The sequence below is a fragment of the Brucella sp. GW823-FHT04E01 genome (assembly GCF_058796175.1).
Map to the genome: position 1 here is coordinate 128,011 of NZ_JBXAIK010000003.1, position 23,624 is coordinate 151,634.

Consider the following 23,624-nt stretch of genomic DNA (forward strand, 5'->3'; position numbering starts at 1 on the left):
TCCGCTCAGTTCTTTGAAATCGTAAAACTGTTGTCATTCGATTTTGCGCGCTACACGACGATGATTGCTATTTGATTGCTAGCGTCAATGTGGTGAAAACGAAAACTGGCTAAATCATTGATTTTATGGTGCCGCTTAGGTGACTCGAACACCTGACCCCATCATTACGAATGATGTGCTCTACCAACTGAGCTAAAGCGGCCCGGAACATTACATTCCAATTTCCCGAAGGAAGCCAACCGTTTCCGACTGAACGGTGCGCTGATAACCAAAAGCACGGAGGAAAGCAAGGCCCAAATCAAACAATATCGTTGTTTGTTAGAAAGGTTTCACAACATGTACATCGGCAGTACCAGACGGGGCGGAAATCAACCGGGTTTTACAGCGGGCATGCGATAATGATCCGTAGAGTGTGAAACGTTGGAACCGCACCAGCCTTCAAGCTGGCGCGGTTCCGTGACCATCAAGGAATCAAACGCCTGCGCAAAGACGCTGGCGGGCGTCGTTATATTCACGCTCCAGCCGGTCGACCAGTTGCCCGGCAGGTGCCACTTCGTGGATGGCTCCGATACCCTGACCGCAGCCCCATATATCCTTCCAGGCCTTGGCGCCTTCCTGCTGAGCCTTGTCGAAATCCATCTTGGATGGATCGGCTTCCGGCAGGTTTTCCGGATCGAGACCTGAGTTGGCGATCGACGGCTTCAGATAATTGCCTCCGATGCCGGTGAAGTAGTTGGAATAGACGATGTCGGATGAATTCGAGTCGACGATCATCTGCTTGTAGGCATCTGTCGCGCGCGCTTCGGTCGTGGCGATGAAAGGCGAGCCGATATAGGCGAGGTCGGCGCCCATGGCCTGAGCGGCGAGGATCGATCCGCCATTGGCGATGGCGCCCGAAAGGAGCAAGGGGCCGTCGAACCAAGAACGAATTTCCTGCACGAGCGCGAAGGGCGACAGCGCACCGGCGTGGCCGCCAGCACCGGCAGCGACCGCGATAAGGCCGTCCGCGCCCTTACGGATTGCCGAATTGGCATGGCGGTTGTTGATGACGTCATGAAGGACGATGCCGCCATAGGAATGGATTGCCGCATTCACTTCCGGCACAGCGCCGAGCGAGGAAATGACGATCGGCACCTTGTATTTCACGCAAAGGCCGAGATCGTGCTCAAGGCGCTTGTTGGAACGGTGCACGATCTGGTTGACCGCGAAGGGCGCGGATGGCCGATCCGGATTGGCCTTGTCGTAAGCGGCAAGTCCTTCCGTGATCTCTGCCAGCCACTCATCGAGTTGTGCTTCAGGACGGGCATTGAGTGCGGGAAAGGAACCGACGACGCCTGCCTTGCACTGCGCCATGACCAGAGCCGGATGCGAAATGATGAATAGGGGAGCACCAACCACCGGGATGCGCAGTCTGCTTTTCAGAATATCCGGCAATGCCATCTTCAATCGTCCTCCGTGATTGACGTTTCCGTAAACGTAATAGTTTTAGCATCTCCTCGCTCAACGGCAATATCAAAAGCGCGCGAGCCGACCTATCAATACAGGTCGCCTGCGGTTTTCCGAGAATCTTGACAGGAAGCGACGGAAACCAGCTGATTGGGACATTCTTGATGCACGGACACTCTATGGTAAGCGGAAATGCCGGGAGGGGAGGGAATCGCCAACATACTTCGGGATGTCTCGTTCATTCGCATGGCGCAGTTTGGCGCTGTAAAACCATACGGATGGGGGAAAACCGCAGTCAGAGTTAATATTTGGTGTCTCCGACATGCTTATTGGCTAGTCAAAGCGGGTGATGAACAGCTAAATGCCTTGATTCAGACGTTAATTTCGCTGAGGCTTATGAAATCGTCTGCATCGGAGACCGCTTGCTCCTGTTGAGGGCGTGACGAAACGGCGGGAAGAACGAACAAGGGAAGAGCAACCTTTGGAAAGTATTGAGCGCGCGATCAGGAATGCATTTGCCAAGGCGGATGCGCATAATCCGGCGACCCGCCAGCGAATCTATGAGTCCGCTTGGGGTGCGCATGAGCGCGCTCTTGCGGCAAATACCGCGCTCAGCGATGTGCAGAAGGAACAGCGCCGCCAAAAGCTAAAGGACGCGATCTCGCACATTGAACAGGAATTCAAGACCGGTGGTGACAAGACTGAGCGTCACGACCCGTCACGTGATGCTCCGCACAGGGAAGATCCGATCCTTGGTGGCAGGACGGAAGAAGCATCGCCCGCACTCGATACTGGCGATATCCGTGCGACCTCGCGGCAGAAGAAGCGCAGCAATGCCGATCTCGGTTATGAGGGCGGCGTTTCGCGTAAGGACCGCAGGAAAAAGAAACGCCATTCGCCTTTCTATAGCTATGGTATTCCGGCGCTTGTGCTCGCTGTTGCCGCTTTCATCGGTTATTCGCTCTATAACAGCTTTATCGATTTGAGCCGTGGACCGGCGAACAATCCGCTGCATAGCGATGGCAGTATTGCGCCTTTGAAAGAAGGCGAAGAGCCCGGCGGATTGAAATGGATCACGATTTTCCAGCCGTCTGAGGCAACACGAATGTCCGTCAAGGGACGTGCGACGGCGGAAATCAGGCAGGAAGGCACACGCAGTTTCGCACGTGTACAATCTTCCGGTGCTGAAGATACGGTCACATTCGATGTGGGCGAAGGCATTTTGAACCAGCTGGAAGGCAAGAAGGCGACCTTCGACATTGTTGCGCGAGCGGATGATGGCAAGACGACCCAGATGTCAGTCAATTGTGATTTCGGCGGTCTTGGCGATTGTGGGCGAAGGCGCTACGACGTTCGCGATTCCGTGAGCGACTTCCTTTTCGATATGGATATTTCGTCCGGCCAGAAGGCAGGTCGCGCAGGCACGATCACGGTCAACTCGGATTTGAGCGGTTCCGGCAAGCCGGTGAATATCTATGAAATCCGCGTTTCGACGGCGGCTGAATAATCAACTTAGCAGCTTTTCCAGTGTTTCAAGCCGGTCCGCTTCGCGGGGCGGCTTGTCCCAGCGAAGCCGTGAGAAACGCGGAAAGCGCATGGCAACGCCGGATTTATGGCGCGTGGAGCGATTGAGACCCTCGAAAGCAACTTCCACCACCAGGCCATGATCGGGCTCGGCACGCACGGACCGAACCGGCCCGAAGCGCTCGGTGGTGTTCTCGCGCACAAACTTGTCCAGCAATTTCAATTCTTCGTCCGTAAAGCCGAAATAGGCTTTGCCAACCGGCACCAGCACTGGCTCGCCTTCCGGTCCCGTCCAGACGGCAAAGGTGAAATCTGAATAATAGCTGGAGCGCTTGCCATGTCCACGCTGGGCATAAACGATCACGGCATCGACGGTGAACGGATCACGCTTCCATTTGAACCAGGGCCCTTTCGGGCGTCCGGGCAGGTAGGTGCTGTCGTGGCGTTTCAACATGACGCCTTCGATGACGGGATGGGGTGGATTGGCGCGAAACTGCGCCAATTCCTCGAAGTCAGCGAAAGGCAGTATTGGCGAAAGATCGAAGCGGCGAGGGTCGAGCTTGCTGACGAAACCTTGCAGGCGGGCACGGCGCTCGGAGAAAGGCAAGGCACGCAGGTCTTCGCCAGTCTGCTGGTTCCCGTCCTGCAACAGATCATAGGCCCGCACAAAAGCGGGATAGTCGCGCAACTGTTTCGCGCTCACGGTCTTGCGGTTCAGTCTTTGCTGGAGATCTGAAAACGTGGCAGTTTCTATGCCAGTTTCGCCGTGATGCCCGACGAGCAATTCGCCATCGATTGTACCTTCGAAATCCATGGCCTCCAGAATGTCCGGAAATGCGCCGGAAATATCGTCACCGGTGCGTGAGTAGAGGCGGCGCACGCCGTTTTCCGCAACGGCCTGAACGCGAATGCCGTCCCACTTCCATTCGGCGCTGTAGGCGGATGCGTCAAGCGAGGGGATTTCAGCTTCATTAAGCGCTGTCGCCAGCATGACGGGGCGAAACGGTGCGGCCGCGGTGGCAGCAGGCTTTTCACCGCGACCTTCAAGCCAGGCGAAAAGCGTCTCATAGGGCGGTGACTGGCCGTGCCAGAGTTCCTCGATTTCGACAACGTTGACGCCGCCAAAGTCAGCGAGAGCCTGTTTGGCGAGGCGGGCGGAAACCCCGACGCGCAAACCACCGGTGACGAGCTTTAACAACGCATAACGTTCCGAAATGCCGAGCAGATCGAGCCATCCGGCCACGAGCATCGGGCCTTCGCGGCGCGACGCAAGCTGCAATTCATGCACCACAATCCCAAGTGGCAGATTTGCGCCGGGTGCGGTTTCACTGGGGCCGGGCCAGATGAGCGAAATCGTTTCGGCGAGGTCTCCCACATAATCATAGGAATAGGCAAAGAGCGTGGGATCGATGCGCTCGGCTATCAGTGCGCGCAGCATGGCGGGCTTCACGCTTTGCAGTTCGAGATCGCGCGTGATTGCCGCCAATGCCAGACCGCGATCCGGGTCGGGAGTAGCGCGGAAATAGTCAACAAGCAGACGAAGCTTGCCGTTGCGCTGCGGCGTCAGAACCAGCCGGTCAAGAAGTTCAGCGAAAGCACGCATCAATCGCCCTCATCTTCATAGCCGATGAGATGCAGCGGCTTGGCCGGTATGTTCTGCAACTCGCACCAGCGAACAAGCGCTTCCTCGCGTCCATGCGTGACCCACACTTCGGCAGGTGCGATTTCCGTTATGGTCGCCGTCAGTTCATCCCAGTCGCAATGGTCGGAAATGATGAGTGGCAGTTCAACGCCCTGTTGCTTGGCGCGCTGGCGGATGCGCATCCAGCCGGAGGCGAAGGCCGAAATGGGATCGGGAAAACGCCGCGCCCAACGGTCGGAAAAAGCCGATGGAGGACCGACGATGATCTTGCCTGCAAAATCCGGCTGCGCTTCGTCACGTTCCAGGGTTGCCGGTTCAAGCGGACCGAGATCGATACCTTGTGCCTGGTAATAATCGCACATCTTTTCCAGTGCACCGTGAATATAGATCGGTTCCGAGTAGCCTGCATTGCGTATGAGTTTGATAACCCGCTGCGCCTTGCCCAGCGAATAGGCACCGACAAGGTGCGCGCGTTCAGGAAATTGCCGGATTGATTTGAGAAGCGTTGCGATCTCGTGTGACGCATCAGGGTGACGAAACACTGGCAGCGCAAAGGTTGCTTCGGTGATGAAGACATCACAGGCGACCGGCTCAAAAGGTGCGCAGGTTGGATCGGCTGCGCGCTTGTAATCGCCCGAAGCGACAATGCGGGTTCCGTCCTTCTCCACTGCGATCTGGGCCGAACCGAGCACATGGCCCGCGCCATGAAAACTGACCCGGACACCATTGATCGTCAGGGTTTCACCGAGGCCTATCGGTTGCGTGGTTTCGGCGAAGTTCGCGCCGTAGCGTAGCGCCATGATGTCGAGCGTTTCGGGCGTTGCCAGTACATGGGTGTGGCCCGCGCGGGCATGATCGGAATGTCCGTGCGTGATGAGCGCGCGTTCCACCGGACGCACGGGGTCGATGTAGAAATCGCCGGGCGGGCAATAAAGACCTTTGGGAGAGGAGCAGAGAAGCTGGTTGAAACGCATGGTTTCAAGATAGGTCACGAAGTTCGCGCCGAAAAGAGAGGGAGCTTGCATCTGCTGACAAAATGAGAACAAAAGTGAACAAACACCTTGGCGGCTTGCCTCGCTGCGATTAGATTGACGGCGTGACACTGAACCTGAAACCCGCCGCAGCATCTGCCGCTTTTCCCTTGCCGGACCGTTTTCTTGAATGGTTTGCGGCCAAGGGCTGGTCGCCGCGCGCGCATCAGCTTGAGCTTCTGGCCCGTGCTGAACAGGGCCAGTCCACGCTTCTGATTGCGCCCACCGGGGCAGGTAAAACGCTGGCCGGGTTTCTGCCTGCATTGGTGGACCTGGAACGAAATGGCCGTAAAAAGCCGGGTATGGCGAAGCGCGGCGTGCATACGCTTTATATATCGCCGCTGAAGGCTCTGGCCGTCGATATTCATCGCAATCTGACGGTGCCGGTCGAGGGAATGGGTCTCGACATCACCATCGAGACCCGGACCGGCGATACGCCTGCGCACAAACGCCAGCGGCAGAAGCTGGCACCGCCGGATATTCTGCTGACCACGCCAGAGCAGCTTGCACTGTTGATCGCATCCAAAGGTTCGGAACAGTTCTTCAAGGGTCTGCGCTATGTGGTGCTGGACGAATTGCACTCGCTGGTGATTTCCAAGCGCGGGCATTTGTTGGCGCTGGGGCTGGCGCGGCTGCGCCGCCTGCAACCGCAATTGCGGACCATCGGCCTTTCCGCAACGGTGGCTGAGCCCGATGAACTGCGCCGCTGGCTGGTTGAGCAGGACGGCACCGGGCCGATGGCCGGACTTGTGACGGTCGATGGCGGCGCCAAGCCGGAAATCACCATTCTCGATTCCGACGAACGGGTGCCATGGTCAGGCCATTCATCACGTTATGCCATTCCTGACATTTACGAGGCGATCCGCCAGCACCGCACGACGCTTTTATTCGTCAATACGCGCAGTCAGGCGGAGATGCTGTTTCAGGAGCTGTGGCGGGTCAACGAGGACACGCTGCCCATTGCGCTGCATCACGGTTCGCTCGATGCCAGCCAGCGCCGCAAGGTCGAGCAGGCCATGGCCGCCAACACGTTGCGGGCAGTGGTCGCGACTTCGACGCTTGATCTGGGGATCGACTGGGGTGATGTCGACCTGGTCATTCATGTCGGCGCACCGAAAGGGGCCAGTCGCCTTGCGCAGCGCATTGGCCGTGCCAATCACCGCATGGACGAGCCAAGCCGTGCCATTCTGGTGCCTGCCAATCGCTTTGAGGTGATGGAGTGTCGCGCCGCACTTGATGCCAATTATCTGGGTGCGCAGGATACGCCACCCCTGATCGATGGGGCGCTGGATGTGCTGGCGCAACACGTGCTCGGCATGGCCTGTGCCGAGCCTTTCAACGCCGATCAGCTTTATCGTGAGGTGCAGAGTGCCGCACCCTATTCGAACCTTCCGCGAGACACGTTCGACCGCATTCTGGATTTTGTGGCGACCGGCGGCTACGCACTCAAGACCTATGAACGGTTCGCGAAAATCCGCAAGACCGTGGACGGCACTTGGCGGGTGTCTAATCCGCGCATTGCGCAGCAATATAGGCTCAACATCGGCACGATTGTCGAAGCGCCGGAGCTCAATGTCCGGCTTACTCGTGGCGGCAAGGGCGGAAATGCGCGCGGCGGACGTGTTCTTGGTCGCATCGAGGAATATTTCCTTGAGACGCTCACTGCTGGCGACACGTTCCTGTTTGCCGGAAAGGTTCTGCGGTTTGAAGGCATCCGTGAGAACGAATGCATCGCCTCCAATGCTGCCGGGCAGGATGCCAAGATTCCTGTCTATGCAGGCGGCAAGTTTCCGCTTTCCACCTATCTTGCCGCGCAGGTGCGCGCCATGCTTGCCGACCGCACGCGCTGGCAGTTTTTGCCGGAACAGGTGCGGGAATGGCTGGAAGTGCAGCAGTGGAAATCCGTACTGCCAGCAACGGACGAGCTGCTGATCGAAACTTTTCCGCGCGGCAATCGCTTCTACATGGTCGCCTATCCGTTCGAGGGCAGGCTGGCACACCAGACGCTCGGCATGTTGCTGACGCGTCGTCTGGAGCGCATGGGCGCACATCCGCTTGGCTTTGTCGCGACCGATTATTCGCTGGGACTCTGGGGCCTCAAGGATATGGGCGCGCTGATTGGCACGGGAAAGCTCAATCTCACCCGCCTGTTCGATGAGGATATGCTGGGGGACGATCTCGAAGCCTGGCTTGATGAAAGCTATCTTTTGAAACGCACTTTCCGCAATTGTGCCGTGATTTCAGGGCTTATCGAGCGCCGTCATCCGGGACAGGAAAAAACAGGCCGTCAGGTTACGGTTTCCACCGACCTGATCTATGACGTGCTGCGGACCCATGAGCCGGACCACATATTGCTGCAGGCGACGCGTGCGGATGCCGCGACCGGGCTTCTGGATATCAAGCGTCTTGGCGACATGCTGGCACGCGTGAAAGGTCATCTCCTGCACAAGCCGCTCGACAGGATTTCACCGCTGGCGCTGCCTGTGATGCTCGAAATCGGACGTGAGCGTGTGGCAGGTGAGGGCGATGAAATGCTGCTTGAAGAGGCCGCAGACGATCTAATCAGAGAGGCGATGCAATGAAGACTGCCGTGTGGGGCAACGGAGAGGCCTACAGTCTGGCCCATGCGGAAGTGCGTGGCGTTGCAGCTGTGTGCGATCCATCCGGTGCACTGTTCCTGCCTGATCTCCATATGCTCATCGTCTCAGACCTGCATCTGGAAAAAGGTTCATCCTTTGCCCGGCGCGGCCAGCTCATCCCGCCTTATGACACAGCGGCGACGCTCGACATGCTGGCGCTGGCCATTGCGCGCTATCAGCCGCGAACCGTCATCAGCCTTGGTGACAGTTTTCACGATGCGACGGCCAGCGAACGCCTGCCGTCGCTTTATGCCATCCGGCTGAAATCGCTTATGGAGCATCGGGACTGGTTCTGGATCACTGGCAATCATGATCCGGATCGCCCGGTCGACCTGCCGGGCGATTGTGTGGAGGAACTGGCAGTCGGGCCGCTTACCTTCCGGCATGAACCATCGCGCAAGGCCGGGCAGGGCGAGATTGCAGGGCACCTTCACCCCGCGGCCCGCATCGTGCGACGTGGACGATCAGTACGCCGCCCCTGTTTTGTTAGCGACGGGGAAAGGCTCATCATGCCTGCTTTCGGAGCCTATACGGGTGCGCTGAATATTCTGGATCGCGCTTTCCGAGGGCTGTTCGCTGACGAGACCCTGCGCGCCTATATGCTGGGACAGGGTAAGGTTTACCCGATTGCGCGCGGTGCGCTTTATGGGGGTTAATCCCTGCGGAACAGAATGCGTCCGAACCAGCCGGTGAAGACGGCAAGGAAAACGGCAAAAAGGCCGTAGAGAAAGCTGTTCTGGTGGGCGGCGTTGTAGATGCTCTGTTCAAAACCAGCCTTGACGATTTCCAGACTGGCATTGGCTTCACGCAAAAAAACACCGTTGCGGAACAGAAGCGCCCGAGCCTTGTGGCGTCCGACCGGCACATTGGCGGGCAGGTTCAATGTGGCACGAAACAAGGTGCGGGAAATGAACTCCACGCCCCCGATGCGCTGCGTATAGAGGCCCTGCCGGATTTTCATTTCGCGCAGTTCGTTGCCGAATGTCGGGATATTGCCCGACAGGCTGCCCGGATCTTCCGGGACGAGATAGAAGTTGCGCACGCCCACCGAAAGTTGTCGGTAGATTTTCTCTTCGGTAATGTCCTGCAGATTGCGGGTAGAGGCCAGCGAGTAGGAGAGCGGCACGCCCATGAAGGTTTCCGAATCCGAATTCACCCAGACACCGAGATAACGGTCCTTCTTGCGCACCACGAGATCGCGCGAGGGGCCTTGCAGCACGACGATGATATCGTAACGGCCTTGTCGCTGGATCATCGGGTCGGCATTGTCGAGCGCGCCGAATATGGTGAGGTCAGTGCCGCCGAAATTCGATGTGATGGCGATGGTTTCGGTTGAAAGTCCGATTTCGATGGTTTCATCCGCAGGGTTCTGCAATTGCGGAACCGTGTTGCCGTTGCCGCTGGAATCGACCTGCGCCAGTGCGCTTCCCGTCATTAGAAGGAACATCAATGCGGAGGAAAGCGTAAGGCTCCGCATGTCAGATATCCGCAATCGAAATGGAAAACAGATTGTCGGGCCGCACGAACAGGCCAAAGGCGAGGCGCAGGCCAACGGCAAGCACGAGAAGCGCCAGCAAAAGGCGCAACTGTTCGCCGCGCAATTTTTGGCCCGCGCGTGCGCCGTATTGCGCGCCGATAACGCCGCCAACCATCAGCAGGAAAGCAAGCACGATATCGATGGACTGGTTGGTCGTTGCCTGCAGGACGGTCGTGACTGCGGTCACAAAGGTGATCTGAAACAGCGAGGTTCCGACAACCACATTTGTCGGAACATGCAGAAGATAGATGAGCGCCGGAACCATAATGAAACCGCCGCCGACACCCATCACCGATGACAGAAGGCCGATGAAGAAGCCGATGCCGAGAACCGGAATGATGCTGACATAGATGGTAGAGGCGCGAAACCGCATCTTGAATGGCAGGCGGTGTATCCACGTATGCTGGCCGGATCGCCGCACAGCACCTGCTTGTCCCTTCTTCACACGGCGCAAGGCGCGCAGGCTTTCCACCAGCATCAGACCGCCGACAGTGCCGAGAAAGAAGACGTAGAGGATGGAAACGATCAGGTCCAACTGGCCGAGATCGCGCAGCCACGAGAACACGAAGATACCGACAAGGGAACCCAATACACCACCCGCCACGAGAAACAGGCCGAGCTTGATATCGAGCGTGCGACGTTTGAAATGCGCCAGTGCGCCGGAAACCGACGAGGCGATGACCTGATTGGCACCGGTGGCGACCGCGATTGCAGGTGGAATGTTATAAAAGATCAGAAGCGGTGTGATCAGAAAGCCGCCGCCGACGCCGAACAGTCCGGAGAGAAAACCCACGGCGGCGCCCATGCCGAGAAGAACCAGCATGTTGACCGATAATTCCGCAATGGGAAGATAAATACCCAATTCCGAACCCGGCTTTCACGAACGCATGACACACAGCTGCTTGCGGTCGCGCTTCTCCGCAAGATGTTTCACTCTACTAAAACATCTCCGGCAAAATTATGAAACTGTTCTGCGTGCGGAAATGCATGAAAACAAGTAGTTAGGCTTAACTTCACACGTGAGTTTCAGCCCGACCACTCCTCATAATGTCTTGCTCTGTCGCCATCGCGAAGTCAAACGCCGATTGCTGATAAAGTTATCTCGCGAAACTCTATTCGAGGAAAAATGCTAGGTGTTGTTTAAGAACAACAAAAAGAGCCTTGAAGAGAGCTTAAAACAGTCATTGTTGGTATAATCCCATAGAATATATAGGAAATACATGAGCGCAATCTGGCCACGATGCACTGTCGATCATTCGGTAGCGTTCTGTCGGTTGCTGATGACGATATTGATATCTTCTTTCGGCGTGATGACGGAATGACCAGACGATGGGTAAAACTGTGCACGGATCGAAATGTTGTCGGACATTTTACTGTCGGTCAGGCTGCCGTTCTTTATGATATAAAGATAGGGATTGGTCAGATTCACGCTGAAGTTTCCAGCAAAGCGGCTGCTGGACTTGAAACCAAAGCAGTTCATGCTTTCGGCATAGTAGTTGCCATTCATGACATTCCATTCTTCCATCGGGCTGGACCGTGTGAGACAGGTCTTTTTGCCGTCTGGTGTGGTGAAATTCGCATTGAACGACACGCCTATGAAGATGTTCTTCAGCTCGAGACTGCCGGATAGAACTTTGAAAATGGATTTGTACGGATGAATTTCCTCGGCAGGGATAAGTTGCTTGTCGCCAGAGGAAATCTCAAAGTCGATCGCATCTCCCTGGAAGTTTTTGATGTCCTTGTCGAGCGCGAGGGGAATCTTCGCGATGATCCCGTTTTCCATGTCGTTGTTTACGTGCAAGAGCATCGTCTATCCCTCGTTGATAGGGCTTAGATAATAAGGCTCAACGAGTCGATTCAACCTGTCACTTCTTTCAGACGCTTGTGGCCAGAACGAAAAAAGGGCAGCATCTGCTGCCCTCGAAAAATCCGATTTACTTCAATGCGTTACTTGTTCTTCTCGAGAAGAAGCTGGACCAGTTTCTGGTCAACGTCACCGGTCGGCGTCTGGCCATTCGCCTTCTGGAAGGCAGCAATTGCAGCGCGGGTCTTGCCGCCCATCAAGCCATCGGCGGTGCCGACGTCGTAGCCGTTCTTCTGGAGAATAAGCTGGATGTTACGAACAGCCTTCTTCATATCCACCGAGCCGGTGGTGAGCGGTTTGCTCTCGGTCCAAGCATCCGGGACGTCGATGGAGTTGGTTGCCTGATCGAGCGGCTTGGCCTTCCAGAGCTTGACTAAATCCTTGGCGCGTTCAAGCTGTTCCGGTTTCAATGCCTTGGCAATCTGGTCGCGCTTGTCGGCAGCATCCTTGTCACCAGCATTGGCGGCGAGCGAGAACCATTTGTAGCTTTCTTCCAGATTGACCGGCATGCCCAGTCCCTTGGCCGCAAGGATTCCAAGATTGAACTGGCTGTCCTTCACGCCGAGTTCGGCGGCATCGGTGAACCAGCGCACGGCGGAAGCATTGTCAGGGTTGCCGTTGGCGCCGGTTGCGAAAAGGACGGCGAGGTTGTGCATCGCGCTGGCGTTACCCTGTTGCGCTGAAAGCTGGTACCAGGTCTTGGCCTTTTCGAGATCGCGGGCCATGCCAAGGCCCTTCTCGTTGAAGTTGCCGAGACGATATTGCGCGGGAGCAAAGCCTTGACCTGCAGAAATCTCATACCATTTCGCCGCCTTGGCAAAGTCGGCAGCAACGCCGCGACCTTCCATGTAGCGATTGCCGACCTCGAAGAGGGCACGGGCGTCGCCCTTGGCTGCAGCCTCGCGAAGCGCTGCCGGACCGGCTTCTTCCGGTACAGACGGAATGGTGGCCTGAGGCTGTGCGGCAGGTTCGGTTGATGTAGCCGTTTCCGCAGGGGCTACCGGATGGACGGTTGTTCCGGTTGCTGCGGCAGGCTGTTCAATCTGTGTGGGGATTTCGACCGCTGCCTGTTGCTCGTTCGCTAGTTTCGGGATTTCTTCCTGCGCAATTTTTTCCGCGCGGGGCTCTGCGATTACGGGCGTGGTTTCCGCGGATTGTTCGAGGGCAGGTGTGGTGTCCGACGCGATTTTTGCAGCGATTTCGTCGGCTGGCGCAGGTGTATTATCGGCGGCAGTTGTGTCGATCTGAGGCGGCACCGTATCAAGTGCGGCTTCCACCGGCTCGTCGCGGTTGAGGAAAGCTGAGCCGATCTGCAGGCCAGCCATCGCGATCATCACAGCACCGATTGCCATCAGGATCGGCTTGCGCTGGCGCTGGATCATGTCGCCGACTGATGACTTTTTCTTACCAGTGCGCTTGGTCGTGCCCTTCTGAAGCTGTTCGGATTCAGCGGCGGCAAGCTGGGCGGCGCGACGCGCCGCCGTGATGAAGTCCACCTTGCCGTTGGCGGCAAGGGCCAGATCGGCAGCGTCTTCGCGCTGGCGGCGTTCTTCGCGCACCCGCTTCATAATCGAATTGAGGTCCGGCATGCCTTCGCCCTGAGGGCGAGGGGATGGAGTCGTTTCCAGCTCCGGTTCTTCGCGTGTGATCGGCTCGATGGCCGCAAGATCGCTTTCGAAGGCTGGCGCATCAAGCGTCGCGTCAAAAGCGCTGGCTTCGAGTGTTTCGTCGTTCTTTCCGACGGATTTGTCGGCGCGGCGACCGCGTATAGCTTTCGCGAAACCGCCGAAGAGCGATGACTTCCCGGTCAAGTCACCTGCCTGCATATCGGCGGGACCAGCTTCGCTCTGGACGGTTGCAAAAGCTGCTTCCGCTGCCGCTGCAGCCGGGGAACGCGGTGCCGACGGACGCGGCGATCCAGCGTTGGGGCTGGTGAAGGCCGACTTTTCAGTGTCCGACGTGTCTGATTTGCCTGCCACGTCCTGCTCAAGCCTGGCCAGACGATCAACGATCTTGACCAATGTGTCGTGGACGGTCTCGAATGTCTTGCCGTTGCGCTCGTCGGAATTGCGCGCCAGGGCCTCAAGCGATTTCATGTCTTCGGCGAGTTGCCGGGCGATCACGCTGTCGCCATGTGATCCATGCTGCAGAACGCGCGCGACAGCACTTTCGGCAGCTTCGCGCGCTGCATCCAGCACTGTTTCGCGATTGGAGGCGATGGAGCGCTCGATGGAATCGAGACGCGGCTTCAATTCTGCGAGCTCGGCAACGGGCTGCGCAAGATGATGGGCGATATTTGCAATCTGATCTTCGAGGCTGCGGATTGCCTTCACATCCAGTCCAGGGCCGTCATAGGTCGGCGCCTGAAGGAGACCCAGTGAAATCTGCTGCGAAAGATCGTCGAGGCGGCCTTCCAGAGTGTGGATCGCGCTGTTGTCGACATGCTGCGTGGCATATTGCGCGTCGAGACGCTCGGTCAGTTCTGCAAAGCGGCGGTCGATTTTGTCCAGAACGGAAGGATGCGGCTCCTCTACCCGGCGCTCGGCAGCTTCGAGCTTCTCGCCGATGGCTTCAAGACGTGCCTCTACAGCGTGATAGTCGGACTGGTTCAGATTCTCCATGACCTTGCCAACCTGATTGGCAAGCAGGTTAATCTGGTGTGCGAGCTGGTCAATGACGCCTTCCGGTAGCGCTGAGCCGCTTGAAAGGCCGTCGATGCGAGAGGAAAGTTCGCCGAGCTTGCGATAGAGCGTATCGGAATTCTGCTGCGTTGCCGAAGTGGCGAGCTGTTCTGCGAGCTCTGCCAAACGGCTTTCGATACGCTCCAGTCGGCGCGCACTGTCCTGATCCGGGCGCTGGGCGCGGCTGGTGGCGATGATAGCGCGGCTGATTTCGTCCAGCCGCTCATCGATCTGCTGCAGACGGCTCTGATCGAGCGACGACGCGTGTTGTGGGCTGAGCGATTCCTCGATGGAATTCGCGAGCTGGCCGATGCGATCCTCGATTGCGCTCAGGCGGTTCGACTGGGGCAACGTACCGATGGCGTCGCGCACCTGCTCAAGCCGCGAGCCGATCGCATCCAACGCCGGATCGACGGCGTTGTGGCGCTGTTCGAAGGCCTCGAAACGCGCGTCGAAGCGATCCCAACGATTGTTGAGACGATGCAGTGTTTCTTCGCGCGCGAGGCTCTGGACGGTGCGATGGAGCTCTTCGAGCTGGCGGCGGAGCGCCTGCGCGTTTGCCTCACTGCTGCGTTCGGCGAGAAGGCGTACGCTGTCGTTGATACGCTCGAAATCATCGCTCATCTGCTGTGAAAAGCCTTCTTCGCTTGCGGCGCGCTGAAGGCGGGTCATCTCGCGGCTGGCACGGCTGACCTCGGCGCTTGAGGCATAATGCGGCTGCGGTTCTTCATGGCTACCGCGCATCCGACGCAGATTTTCGGCAATTTCGGCGAGGCCAGTTACAGTCTCGTCAGGATGGCGAACTGGGTGACGTTCGGAACGCAGAATATCGCGTACGTCCGGGGCGCTGTCGTGCTCCAGATCCATCAGGCGTTTTTCAAGGCTCGCCAGCGTGCGGTTAAGTTCTTCCATGGCAGGCGATGACGCTCGGCGCTCGCGGTGGGCATTCAAATCGTCAATAATTGATCGTGAACCTGACGCCATATCTGGATTTGCCATGATAAATTCACTTTTTCTAATGATAGAGGCCGCCGGGAGCAAATTTCACCAGCGCAACAGGCAAGAATTTGCTCTGCTTACATTTGTACAAACGTGGTAAATAACTCGTTAATATATGCGGCTAAGTGAGTGCTTTCGTGGATGCCGAATAGCATCCCATGGTTGAGCGGGCTGAATTCAGCGTGTCAAACGCAACCCGGCATGAAAAGCGGATCTATCGAATACGAAAGATGCGTGAACCGCGGCGGCAAAATGTAAATCGAAGCTACGGCACTGACAGCAATGTCAATGTGAGCTGTCATCAACAGTGGTTCCATCGCGCAATCGCGCGGTGACCGGGCGTTTCCGGGGGCGGAAACAGGGTAGGACATGAGTAAACAGGCTAACGCACCAGGGCTGGTCGCAGATTTAGCAATTGCGGATTTGCTAACCGGCACAAGCGTGAATATGCGAAAGGAAGGTCAGTCAGGCGGTCAACTATACCGGATCGGCGATCTAGCGGAGGAGTTCGACCTGACGTTGCGCGCCTTGCGCTTCTACGAAGACAAAGGATTGCTCAATCCGCGCCGTGCGGGCGTGACGCGGCTTTATGATTACAACGACCATACACGCTTGCGTCTCATCCTGTTTGGACGACGCATCGGCTTCACGCTGAGCGAGATGGGGCAGTTGATCAGCGTGTGGGAAAATGAGACCCGCGACGCTGTCGAAGTGGAGAAGCTACGCAAGCGTTTCAAGGAAAAACTGGTCGAGCTTGAGAAGAAAAAGGACGAGGTTGATCAGTCTGTCGAAGAGCTGCGAACCATCCTCGCACGAATGGGGCGACAATCGTTTTGATTGCGGGTGTGTGAAGTTTGAAAATGTGGCTGCCCCTATCTGATTGACAGGACAGATAAGGGCAGCCTATTCGCTCGTACTGAAAAATATATATAAAAATCAACGCTTTTAGAATGCAATCTAGACTTTGACGCCATACGGGGAATGACGGAACAGCCTGTCTTGTATCGGTAATATACAAGCCATTTTGCATCCTCCATTTTTGCTCTGCAGGCTGTGTTTGGTCTAATCCACCAACACAGATGTTGCTTGCAGGGCGAGAACGGGTCGCGCTTAGCAATAAGAAAAAGTTTTAAAACCTCCTGTTCATTGAAAACAAGGCCATCTTAACTGGATTTAGATCGATCTTAAAATAGCAACTTGCTGGGTAAGATTTCTCAATCTCTATTGGCTAATTTAACTAACGCTAAATATTGAAATGTAATTTTCGAATAACTGATTTATCCGCAAGGAAGCTTCCGGAAGGCTTCGTTCTGGGATTCCTGAAAACTTGTATCGACTTGTGTCTCGCCAAGTGCGCTCTGGGGCGGCTTTGGACAATGAAACTACGATTCACAATTATTCGCCGTCATCTTTTTAATTTGGGTATATGTGTGCATCCACGAATGTGCGGCCTCGGCCAGATCGAAGTCAGAGCGAACTCCGCCTGACAGGTCCGAATGTTTCAGCCTGTTGCATGAAGTGTGCCCTGGAGTGGGAACCTCGACGCATCGACGGGGTTATTCCAGCCTTGCGACTGATGGCGCATCCAAGATGTGCCCAGAACGAACAGATGGAGCGCCGGTCTGATCCAATCAGATCGAATTCGCTCTGATGCGAAAGTGAGGCTGACAATGAAAAAAGCTCTTGTTCTGACCGTAGCGGCGTTTCTTGCTAGCTCCGGTTTTGCGCTGGCGCAGGATCGAGTGCTTATCGAAGTGCCTCAGGCAGCACGCGATTATGTCATCGCAAATCCTTCGGACCCGGTCGTCATTGAGCGCGAAATCAGTGACGGTTATGTTCTCCCCGATGTAATCGCGGTTCATCCGATCCCCGACAATCCGGGTTTCGGTTACATCTATTTCAATGGTGAACCGGTGATCGTTTCCATGCAGAACCGTCAGGTCGTCTATTATACCGAAGGGCCGAATGCTGGTCCGCTGGTGCCGAATGAAGTCGTGACCTACATCGAAACCAATCCGGTTGATCCGGTCATCATCGAAGGAGATATCGCCGAAGGTATGGTCATCCCCGAGGATGTGCCGCTGGTGGCTGTTCCGGAGCAGCCGACTTATTCCTATGTTTATGTGGAAGATCGTCCGGCTCTGATCGATACGCAGACCCGCCGCGTTGTATGGGTCAAGTAAGCCTTCAAGGGTCGATGAATAGCAGAAGGGCGGCAGAATCGCCGCCTTTCTCATGTCTCACATGTGGTCATCCGGTCTACGCAGTCGGCGTGATTTTCACCGTCAGCTCGCGTTACCGGTCAAAAATGACCGTTCACGAAGTCGCAAACTTGACCATAACACCACGCTGGCGAAAATATGCCTGCATGAGCTTCCTGCCGGAGCGATTGTTCTGCACCAGCTTGGCCGGATCGAACACAGCCTCTTTCAGGCCCGCGCGCTCAAGTGCTGCTTTCAGGGCGGCGATATGCAAATCGATGTCGACATTATCCGCCTGAAGCGATTCATAAATTCGGTCTGTCGCTTCCGCTACAGTAGGTTCGCTCACCACTATACTCCTGTTGTTGCTGGCAGGCGCTTATCACACTTTCCCTTCGACCACTATCAGGATGAAAAGTGTCTCGACATGAACATTTCCCCGTCCCGCACGAACTTGTGTAATTTTTGACGTTTACGGAAACGTCAAAGTAGGTTAGCTTCGAGCCGAAATTGACTGGACGAGCGCGAATTCCGTGATGTGGTCAGTCAAAAAAGCGGCAAAAATGGCTGTTTTCGCAGAAAATAATCCCTTTTTGTTGCAACATGCGCGCTGTCACAACGTTTTGCTATAATGTGGCATGCAGGCATGAAACGCGGTTACGGGCTCGTTCCAGCCATCGCGGAACGGCTCAGGTGGTGAATTTGGAGGATTTCTATGCCGAGCTATCGCGCGCCAGTTGAGGATACGAATTTCGTTCTCAATGACGTTCTGAATTATCAGCGCTACAACAATCTGCCGGGCTTTGCCGACGCGTCGCCCGATGTCGTCGAGGCAATCCTGTCTGAAGGTGCGAAGCTCGCCGAGGGCACCCTGTTTCCGGTCAACCAGACCGCTGATCGCGAAGGCTGCAAGCGTCATTCGGACGGTTCGGTGACGACGCCGAAAGGCTACAAGCAGGCTTATGATCTCTATCGCGATGGCGGCTGGCTCGGCCTCGCCGTGCCGGAGCAATATGGCGGGCAGGGGCTTCCTTATCTGCTGCATACGGCTGTCGGCGAATATATGTCGTCTGCCAATATGGCGCTCACCATGTATCCGGGCCTGACACAGGGCGCGATTGCCGCGATCCTGACCCACGGCACCGATGAGCAGAAAGGCACCTATCTGCCGAAGATGGTGGAAGGCACCTGGACCGGCACGATGAACCTGACCGAGCCGCATTGCGGTACCGATCTGGGCTTGCTGCGCACCAGCGCCGCGCCGCAAAAAGACGGTTCCTACAAGATTTCCGGCCAGAAGATTTTCATCTCGGCTGGCGAACACGACATGTCGGACAACATCATCCATCTGGTGCTGGCCCGTATCGACGGCGCGCCGGAAGGTGTGAAGGGCATTTCGCTGTTCATCGTGCCGAAGTTCATTCTCGATGAAAACGGCAATCCGGGCGAGCGCAACGGCGTGTCCTGCGGTTCCATCGAAGAAAAGATGGGCATTCACGGCAATTCCACCTGCGTGATGAACTACGATGATGCGACGGGCTTCCTGATTGGCGAGGCACACAAAGGCCTGCGCGCCATGTTCACCATGATGAACGAAGCGCGTCTTGGTGTAGCTTTGCAGGGCCTTTCGATTGCCGAAACCGCTTACCAGAATGCTGCCATCTATGCGCGTGAGCGTATTCAGGGTCGTGCACTTTCGGGTGCCGCGGCACCGGACAAGAAAGCCGACCCGATCATCGTGCATCCGGATATCCGCCGCAACCTCATGAATATCCGTGCTTTCAACGAAGCCGGTCGGGCGCTTATCCTCTGGACGGCACTCAACTCCGATATCGCCCATCGCGCAGGCGATGAAGCGGAACGTCAGGCAGCAGACGATCTCGTCGGCCTTTTGACGCCAGTTCTGAAAGGCGTTCTGACCGACAAGGGTTTTGAACACGCCGTCATGGCGCAGCAGGTCTTCGGCGGGCACGGCTATATCGAAGAACACGGCATGAGCCAGTATGTGCGCGATGCGCGTATCGCCATGATCTATGAAGGCGCGAATGGTATTCAGGCGCTCGATCTCGTCGGCCGCAAGCTGGCGCTTAACGGTGGCCGCGCAATCACCGCGTTCTTCAAGGAAGTGGGCGATTTCTGCGAAGCCAACCGCGAAAATGAGAAGCTTTCCTTCTTCACCAAGCATCTGAAGAAGGGTCTCAACGATCTTCAGGCCGCCACCATGTGGCTGATGCAGAATGCGATGGCCAAGCCCGACAATGCCGGTGCCGCCTCCAACGACTATATGCATCTCTTCGGACTGGTGGCGCTTGGCTTCATGTGGGCACGCATGGCGAAGATCGCGGAAGAAAAGCTTGGCAGTGGCGAAGGCAACAAGGCGTTCCTTGAAGCCAAGCTTGTTACCGCACGCTATTATTTCGAGCGGATCATGCCGGAAAGCGCCGCACATCTCGCACGCATCCAGTCGGGCGCGGATTCGATGATGGCGCTAAACGCGGACACATTCTGAGTTAGAGATCAGGCTAAGTTTTCGAACTTGGCGGGAAGGAGCAAAAATGGCTGAGGCTTATATTTACGATCACGTGCGCACACCGCGCGGACGTGGCAAGAAGGATGGCAGCCTGCACGAAGTGCCTGCCGTTCGTCTGGGCGCGAAGGTTCTAGAATCCCTGCGCGACCGTAACGGTATCGACACGGCAAAGGTCGATGACATTATTTTCGGCTGTGTCGATCCGGTGGGCGAAGCTGGTGCGGTCATCCCACGTTCGTCAGCTTTTGAAGCCGGTTACGACTTCAAGGCGCCGGGCATCCAGATTTCGCGTTTCTGCGCCTCGGGCCTTGATGCGGTCAATCTGGCAGCAGCCAAGGTCGCCTTCGGTTCCGACGATCTGGTGATTGCAGGCGGCGTGGAAAGCATGTCGCGCGTCGGCATGGGCATGTCGGGCGGTGCCTGGTACATGGACCCATCGGTCGGCTTCCCCGGCTATTTCATGCCGCAGGGCGTGTCCGCCGATCTGATCGCCACGAAATATGGTTTCAGCCGCGATGACGTCGACGCTTATGCCGTCGAAAGCCAGAAGCGTGCCGCCAAGTCGTGGGAAAAGGGCTATTTCAAGAATTCGGTCATTTCGATCCAAGACCAGAATGGCCTGACCATTCTCGACCATGACGAGCACATGCGCCCGACAACCGACATGCAGGCGCTGGGCCAGCTCAATCCATCCTTTGTGATGCCGGGTGAAATGGGCGGCTTCAATGCGGTCGGCATTCAGGCCCATCCGGAAATCGAAACCGTCAACCACGTCCACCATGCCGGTAACTCGTCGGGCATCGTCGACGGTGCGGCTGGCGTTCTGGTTGGTTCCAGGAAGGCTGGCAAGGCATTCGATATCAAGCCGCGTGCGCGCATTCGTGCTTTCGCCAATATCGGCTCCGAACCGGCGCTTATGCTGACCGGCCCGGTTGATGTGACGGAAAAGCTTCTCAAGCAGGCCAAGATGAAAATCTCGGATATCGACCTGTTCGAGCTGAACGAAGCCTTTGCCGCTGTTGTTCTGCGCTACATGCAGGCTTTCGACATTCCGCACGACAAGATCAACGTCAATGGCGGTGCCATTGCCATGGGCCATCCGCTCGGTGCAACCGGCGCTATGATCCTCGGTACGGTGCTGGATGAACTGGAACGCCGCGATCTCAACACCGCGCTGGTGACCTTGTGCATCGGTGCCGGCATGGGCACGGCGACAATCATCGAGCGCGTTTAAGGTGAGGGAGGTTTTACGAATGGCTTATGTAAATTTCAAAGTTGAAACCGACGCCGATGGCATTGCTCTCGTCACCTGGGACATGCCTGAAAAGTCGATGAATGTCTTCACCGTCGAGGCGATGCAGGAATTGAATTCCATCATCGACGCGGTGACTGCCGACGATAAGATCAAGGGCGTTGTTATCACGTCAGGTAAGGACAGCTTCTCTGGTGGCGCCGACCTGACCATGCTGGAAGGCATGTTCAAGGAATTCCAGAAGCAGAAGGCCAAGGACCCGCAGGGCGCGGTCCAGACCCTGTTCGACAATGTCGGCAAGATGAGCGGTCTTTTCCGCAAGCTTGAAACTTGCGGCAAGCCGTGGGTGTCGGCCATCAATGGCACCTGCATGGGCGGCGCTTTTGAAATGTCGCTCGCCTGTCATGCCCGCGTGGTATCCGATGCGCCGGGCGTGAAAATGGCACTGCCGGAAGTCAAGGTCGGCCTGTTCCCGGGCGCTGGCGGTACGCAGCGCGTTCCGCGCCTTGCCAATCAGCAGGACGCGCTCCAGATGATGACGACCGGCTCCAGCCTGACCGCGCAGCGCGCCAAGGCAATGGGTCTCGTCACCGAGATTGCTCCGGCCAAGAAGCTGGTCGAAACCGCAAAGAAGCTCATCAAGGGCGGTCTCAAGCCAGTTCAGCCATGGGATGAAAAGGGCTTCAAGTTGCCCGGCGGCGCGATCTATTCTGCTGCCGGTGCGAACCTTTGGCCTGCCGCAACGGCAATCCTGCGTCGCGAAACCTCCGGTAATTATCCTGCAGCCCTTGCTATCCTGAAGTCGGTTTATGAAGGTCTGCTGGTCCCATTCGATACCGGCCTCAAGATCGAGCAGCGCTATTTCACCGAAATCCTCCAGACGACCGAAGCGGGCATGATGATCCGTTCGCTCTTCGTGTCGCTGCAGGAATTGAACAAGGGCGCACGCCGTCCGGTCGATGAAAAGCCGACCAAGCTCAAGAAGATCGGCGTCATCGGCGCTGGCTTCATGGGTGCAGGCATCGCCTATGTGACCGCCAAGGCAGGCATTCCGGTGGTGCTGATCGACCGCGATCAGGAGTCTGCCGACAAGGGCAAGGCACATACGGCTGACCTTATCGCCAAGGAAATGCAGAAAGGCCGCGCCACGGAAGCCGACAAGGAAAAGCTCCTGTCGCTTATCACGGCAACGCCGGATTACGCGCTTCTCGAAGGTGCCGATCTGGTGATCGAAGCCGTGTTCGAGGACCGTGAAGTCAAGCGTGTTGCGACTGAGAAGGCCGAGGAAGTGCTCAAGACTTCCGCAGTCTTTGCTTCCAACACCTCGACCCTGCCGATCACTGGTCTTGCGAAAGTCTCGAAACGTCCAAAGAACTTCATCGGCATTCACTTCTTCTCGCCTGTCGACAAGATGATGCTGGTGGAAGTGATCCTCGGCAAAAAGACGTCCGACAAGGCACTGGCCGTAGCCCTTGATTACGTTCGTGCGATCAAGAAGACGCCGATTGTCGTCAACGATACGCGTGGCTTCTACGTCAATCGCTGCGTGCTGCGCTATATGTCGGAAGCCTACAACATGCTCGTTGAAGGTGTGCCTGCTGCGATGATCGAAAATGCCGCCCGTATGGCTGGCATGCCGGTTGGTCCGCTGGCGCTCAACGACGAAACCGCTATCGACCTGTCACAGAAGATCCTCAAGGCAACCCTTGCCGATCTCGGTGAAAAGGCGGTCGATCCGCGCCATGTAGAACTGGTGGATCGTCTCGTCAACGAGTTCGACCGCAAGGGCCGCAAGAACGGCAAGGGCTTCTACGATTATCCGGCGAAGCCTGCCAAGAAGCATCTGTGGCCGGGCCTCAAGGATCTCTATCCACAGCAGAATCCGGACAAGATCGATGTAAAGGAGCTGAAAGAGCGCTTCCTCGTCACCATTGCTCTGGAAGCTGCCCGCGTGATGGAAGAAGGCATTGTCACCGATCCGCGTGAAGCCGATGTCGGCTCCATTCTTGCCTTTGGTTTCGCGCCTTATACGGGCGGTACGCTTTCCTATATCGATGGCATGGGTGCGAAGAAATTCGTCAAGCTTGCCAAGGAGTTGCAGAAGAAGTACGGCCAGCAGTTCAAGGCGCCGAAACTTCTGCTCGACATGGCCGAAAACGGTGAAAGCTTCTACCAGCGTTTCAACCCTTACAAGACGGAAGCAAAGAAGGCAGCGTAAGCTTAACCCTTCGCAAGATCATCAGGCGCGGCATGTTTCATGCCGCGCTTTTTGTTTGTG

At 56.7% G+C, this 23,624-nt stretch carries 16 protein-coding genes and 1 tRNA gene; 8 read left to right on the forward strand and 9 right to left on the reverse strand.

Features of this window, described 5'->3' with window-relative positions; genetic code table 11:
• Window positions 1-126: 126 nt before the first annotated feature.
• Together AC1RHM_RS10955 and AC1RHM_RS10960 are read right to left on the reverse strand one after the other, a co-directional pair.
• Window positions 127-202 (reverse strand) — tRNA-Thr (locus tag AC1RHM_RS10955).
• A gap of 269 nt (window positions 203-471) precedes the next feature.
• A complete protein-coding gene (locus AC1RHM_RS10960) occupies window positions 472-1,440 on the reverse strand; it encodes an NAD(P)H-dependent flavin oxidoreductase (RefSeq protein ID WP_010659227.1) in 969 nt (322 codons plus the stop codon).
• A 487-nt stretch (window positions 1,441-1,927) separates the two neighbouring features.
• Here AC1RHM_RS10960 and AC1RHM_RS10965 point away from each other — a divergent pair, with 487 nt between their 5' ends.
• Entirely contained in the window at window positions 1,928-2,953 is a 1,026-nt protein-coding gene (locus tag AC1RHM_RS10965) for a hypothetical protein (RefSeq protein WP_010659226.1), read from the forward strand.
• Here AC1RHM_RS10965 and AC1RHM_RS10970 read toward each other — a convergent pair whose 3' ends face one another.
• Window positions 2,954-4,573, reverse strand: a complete 1,620-nt coding sequence (locus AC1RHM_RS10970; RefSeq protein ID WP_010659225.1) for a cisplatin damage response ATP-dependent DNA ligase — start codon at window positions 4,571-4,573, stop codon at window positions 2,954-2,956.
• A complete protein-coding gene (locus AC1RHM_RS10975; RefSeq protein WP_010659224.1) occupies window positions 4,573-5,586 on the reverse strand; it encodes a ligase-associated DNA damage response exonuclease in 1,014 nt (337 codons plus the stop codon). The genes AC1RHM_RS10970 and AC1RHM_RS10975 overlap by 1 nt, the downstream gene beginning before the upstream one ends.
• A 122-nt stretch (window positions 5,587-5,708) precedes the next feature.
• Here AC1RHM_RS10975 and AC1RHM_RS10980 point away from each other — a divergent pair, with 122 nt between their 5' ends.
• Both AC1RHM_RS10980 and pdeM read left to right on the forward strand, forming a co-directional pair.
• The gene (locus AC1RHM_RS10980; protein ID WP_036584297.1) at window positions 5,709-8,225 is read left to right on the forward strand and encodes a ligase-associated DNA damage response DEXH box helicase; all 2,517 of its coding nucleotides are present in this window, start codon (window positions 5,709-5,711) and stop codon (window positions 8,223-8,225) included.
• Window positions 8,222-8,938, forward strand: a complete 717-nt coding sequence (gene pdeM, locus AC1RHM_RS10985) for a ligase-associated DNA damage response endonuclease PdeM (RefSeq protein WP_105543978.1) — start codon at window positions 8,222-8,224, stop codon at window positions 8,936-8,938. The genes AC1RHM_RS10980 and pdeM overlap by 4 nt, the downstream gene beginning before the upstream one ends.
• Here pdeM and AC1RHM_RS10990 read toward each other — a convergent pair.
• The 4 genes from AC1RHM_RS10990 to AC1RHM_RS11005 all read right to left on the reverse strand — a co-directional run bounded on the left by AC1RHM_RS10990 (window position 8,935) and on the right by AC1RHM_RS11005 (window position 15,363).
• Entirely contained in the window at window positions 8,935-9,759 is an 825-nt protein-coding gene (locus tag AC1RHM_RS10990; RefSeq protein WP_010659221.1) for a TIGR02186 family protein, read from the reverse strand. The two genes, pdeM and AC1RHM_RS10990, sit on opposite strands and share 4 nt — an antisense overlap.
• A 1-nt stretch (window position 9,760) precedes the next feature.
• Complete coding sequence (locus tag AC1RHM_RS10995; RefSeq protein ID WP_029376011.1) at window positions 9,761-10,642, reverse strand: sulfite exporter TauE/SafE family protein; 882 nt, start codon at window positions 10,640-10,642, stop codon at window positions 9,761-9,763.
• Between the two features lie 429 nt (window positions 10,643-11,071).
• Window positions 11,072-11,626 (reverse strand): hypothetical protein, encoded by a 555-nt coding sequence (locus AC1RHM_RS11000; protein WP_010659219.1) that lies wholly within the window; start codon window positions 11,624-11,626, stop codon window positions 11,072-11,074.
• A 140-nt stretch (window positions 11,627-11,766) separates the two neighbouring features.
• Complete coding sequence (locus tag AC1RHM_RS11005) at window positions 11,767-15,363, reverse strand: peptidoglycan-binding protein (RefSeq protein WP_010659218.1); 3,597 nt, start codon at window positions 15,361-15,363, stop codon at window positions 11,767-11,769.
• A gap of 369 nt (window positions 15,364-15,732) precedes the next feature.
• Between AC1RHM_RS11005 and AC1RHM_RS11010 the strand changes: the two genes are divergently transcribed.
• Window positions 15,733-16,200, forward strand: a complete 468-nt coding sequence (locus AC1RHM_RS11010; protein ID WP_029376010.1) for a MerR family transcriptional regulator — start codon at window positions 15,733-15,735, stop codon at window positions 16,198-16,200.
• 833 nt (window positions 16,201-17,033) lie between these two features.
• The gene (locus AC1RHM_RS11015; protein WP_010659216.1) at window positions 17,034-17,546 is read left to right on the forward strand and encodes a DUF1236 domain-containing protein; all 513 of its coding nucleotides are present in this window, start codon (window positions 17,034-17,036) and stop codon (window positions 17,544-17,546) included.
• A 133-nt stretch (window positions 17,547-17,679) separates the two neighbouring features.
• Here the strand turns inward: AC1RHM_RS11015 and AC1RHM_RS11020 are convergent, their stop codons facing one another.
• On the reverse strand, window positions 17,680-17,916 hold the full coding sequence (locus AC1RHM_RS11020; RefSeq protein ID WP_029376009.1) for a hypothetical protein: 237 nt from the start codon (window positions 17,914-17,916) through the stop codon (window positions 17,680-17,682).
• A gap of 363 nt (window positions 17,917-18,279) precedes the next feature.
• Here AC1RHM_RS11020 and AC1RHM_RS11025 point away from each other — a divergent pair, with 363 nt between their 5' ends.
• From AC1RHM_RS11025 to AC1RHM_RS11035, 3 genes are read left to right on the forward strand one after another with little or no spacing between them, the layout of a single operon-like run.
• Entirely contained in the window at window positions 18,280-20,073 is a 1,794-nt protein-coding gene (locus AC1RHM_RS11025; RefSeq protein WP_010659214.1) for an acyl-CoA dehydrogenase C-terminal domain-containing protein, read from the forward strand.
• Window positions 20,074-20,119: 46 nt separating this feature from the next.
• Window positions 20,120-21,328: an acetyl-CoA C-acetyltransferase gene (locus AC1RHM_RS11030; protein WP_010659213.1), complete on the forward strand. Its 1,209-nt coding sequence runs from the start codon at window positions 20,120-20,122 to the stop codon at window positions 21,326-21,328.
• 19 nt (window positions 21,329-21,347) lie between these two features.
• Window positions 21,348-23,564, forward strand: a complete 2,217-nt coding sequence (locus AC1RHM_RS11035; RefSeq protein ID WP_010659212.1) for an FAD-dependent oxidoreductase — start codon at window positions 21,348-21,350, stop codon at window positions 23,562-23,564.
• Window positions 23,565-23,624 lie beyond the last annotated feature (60 nt).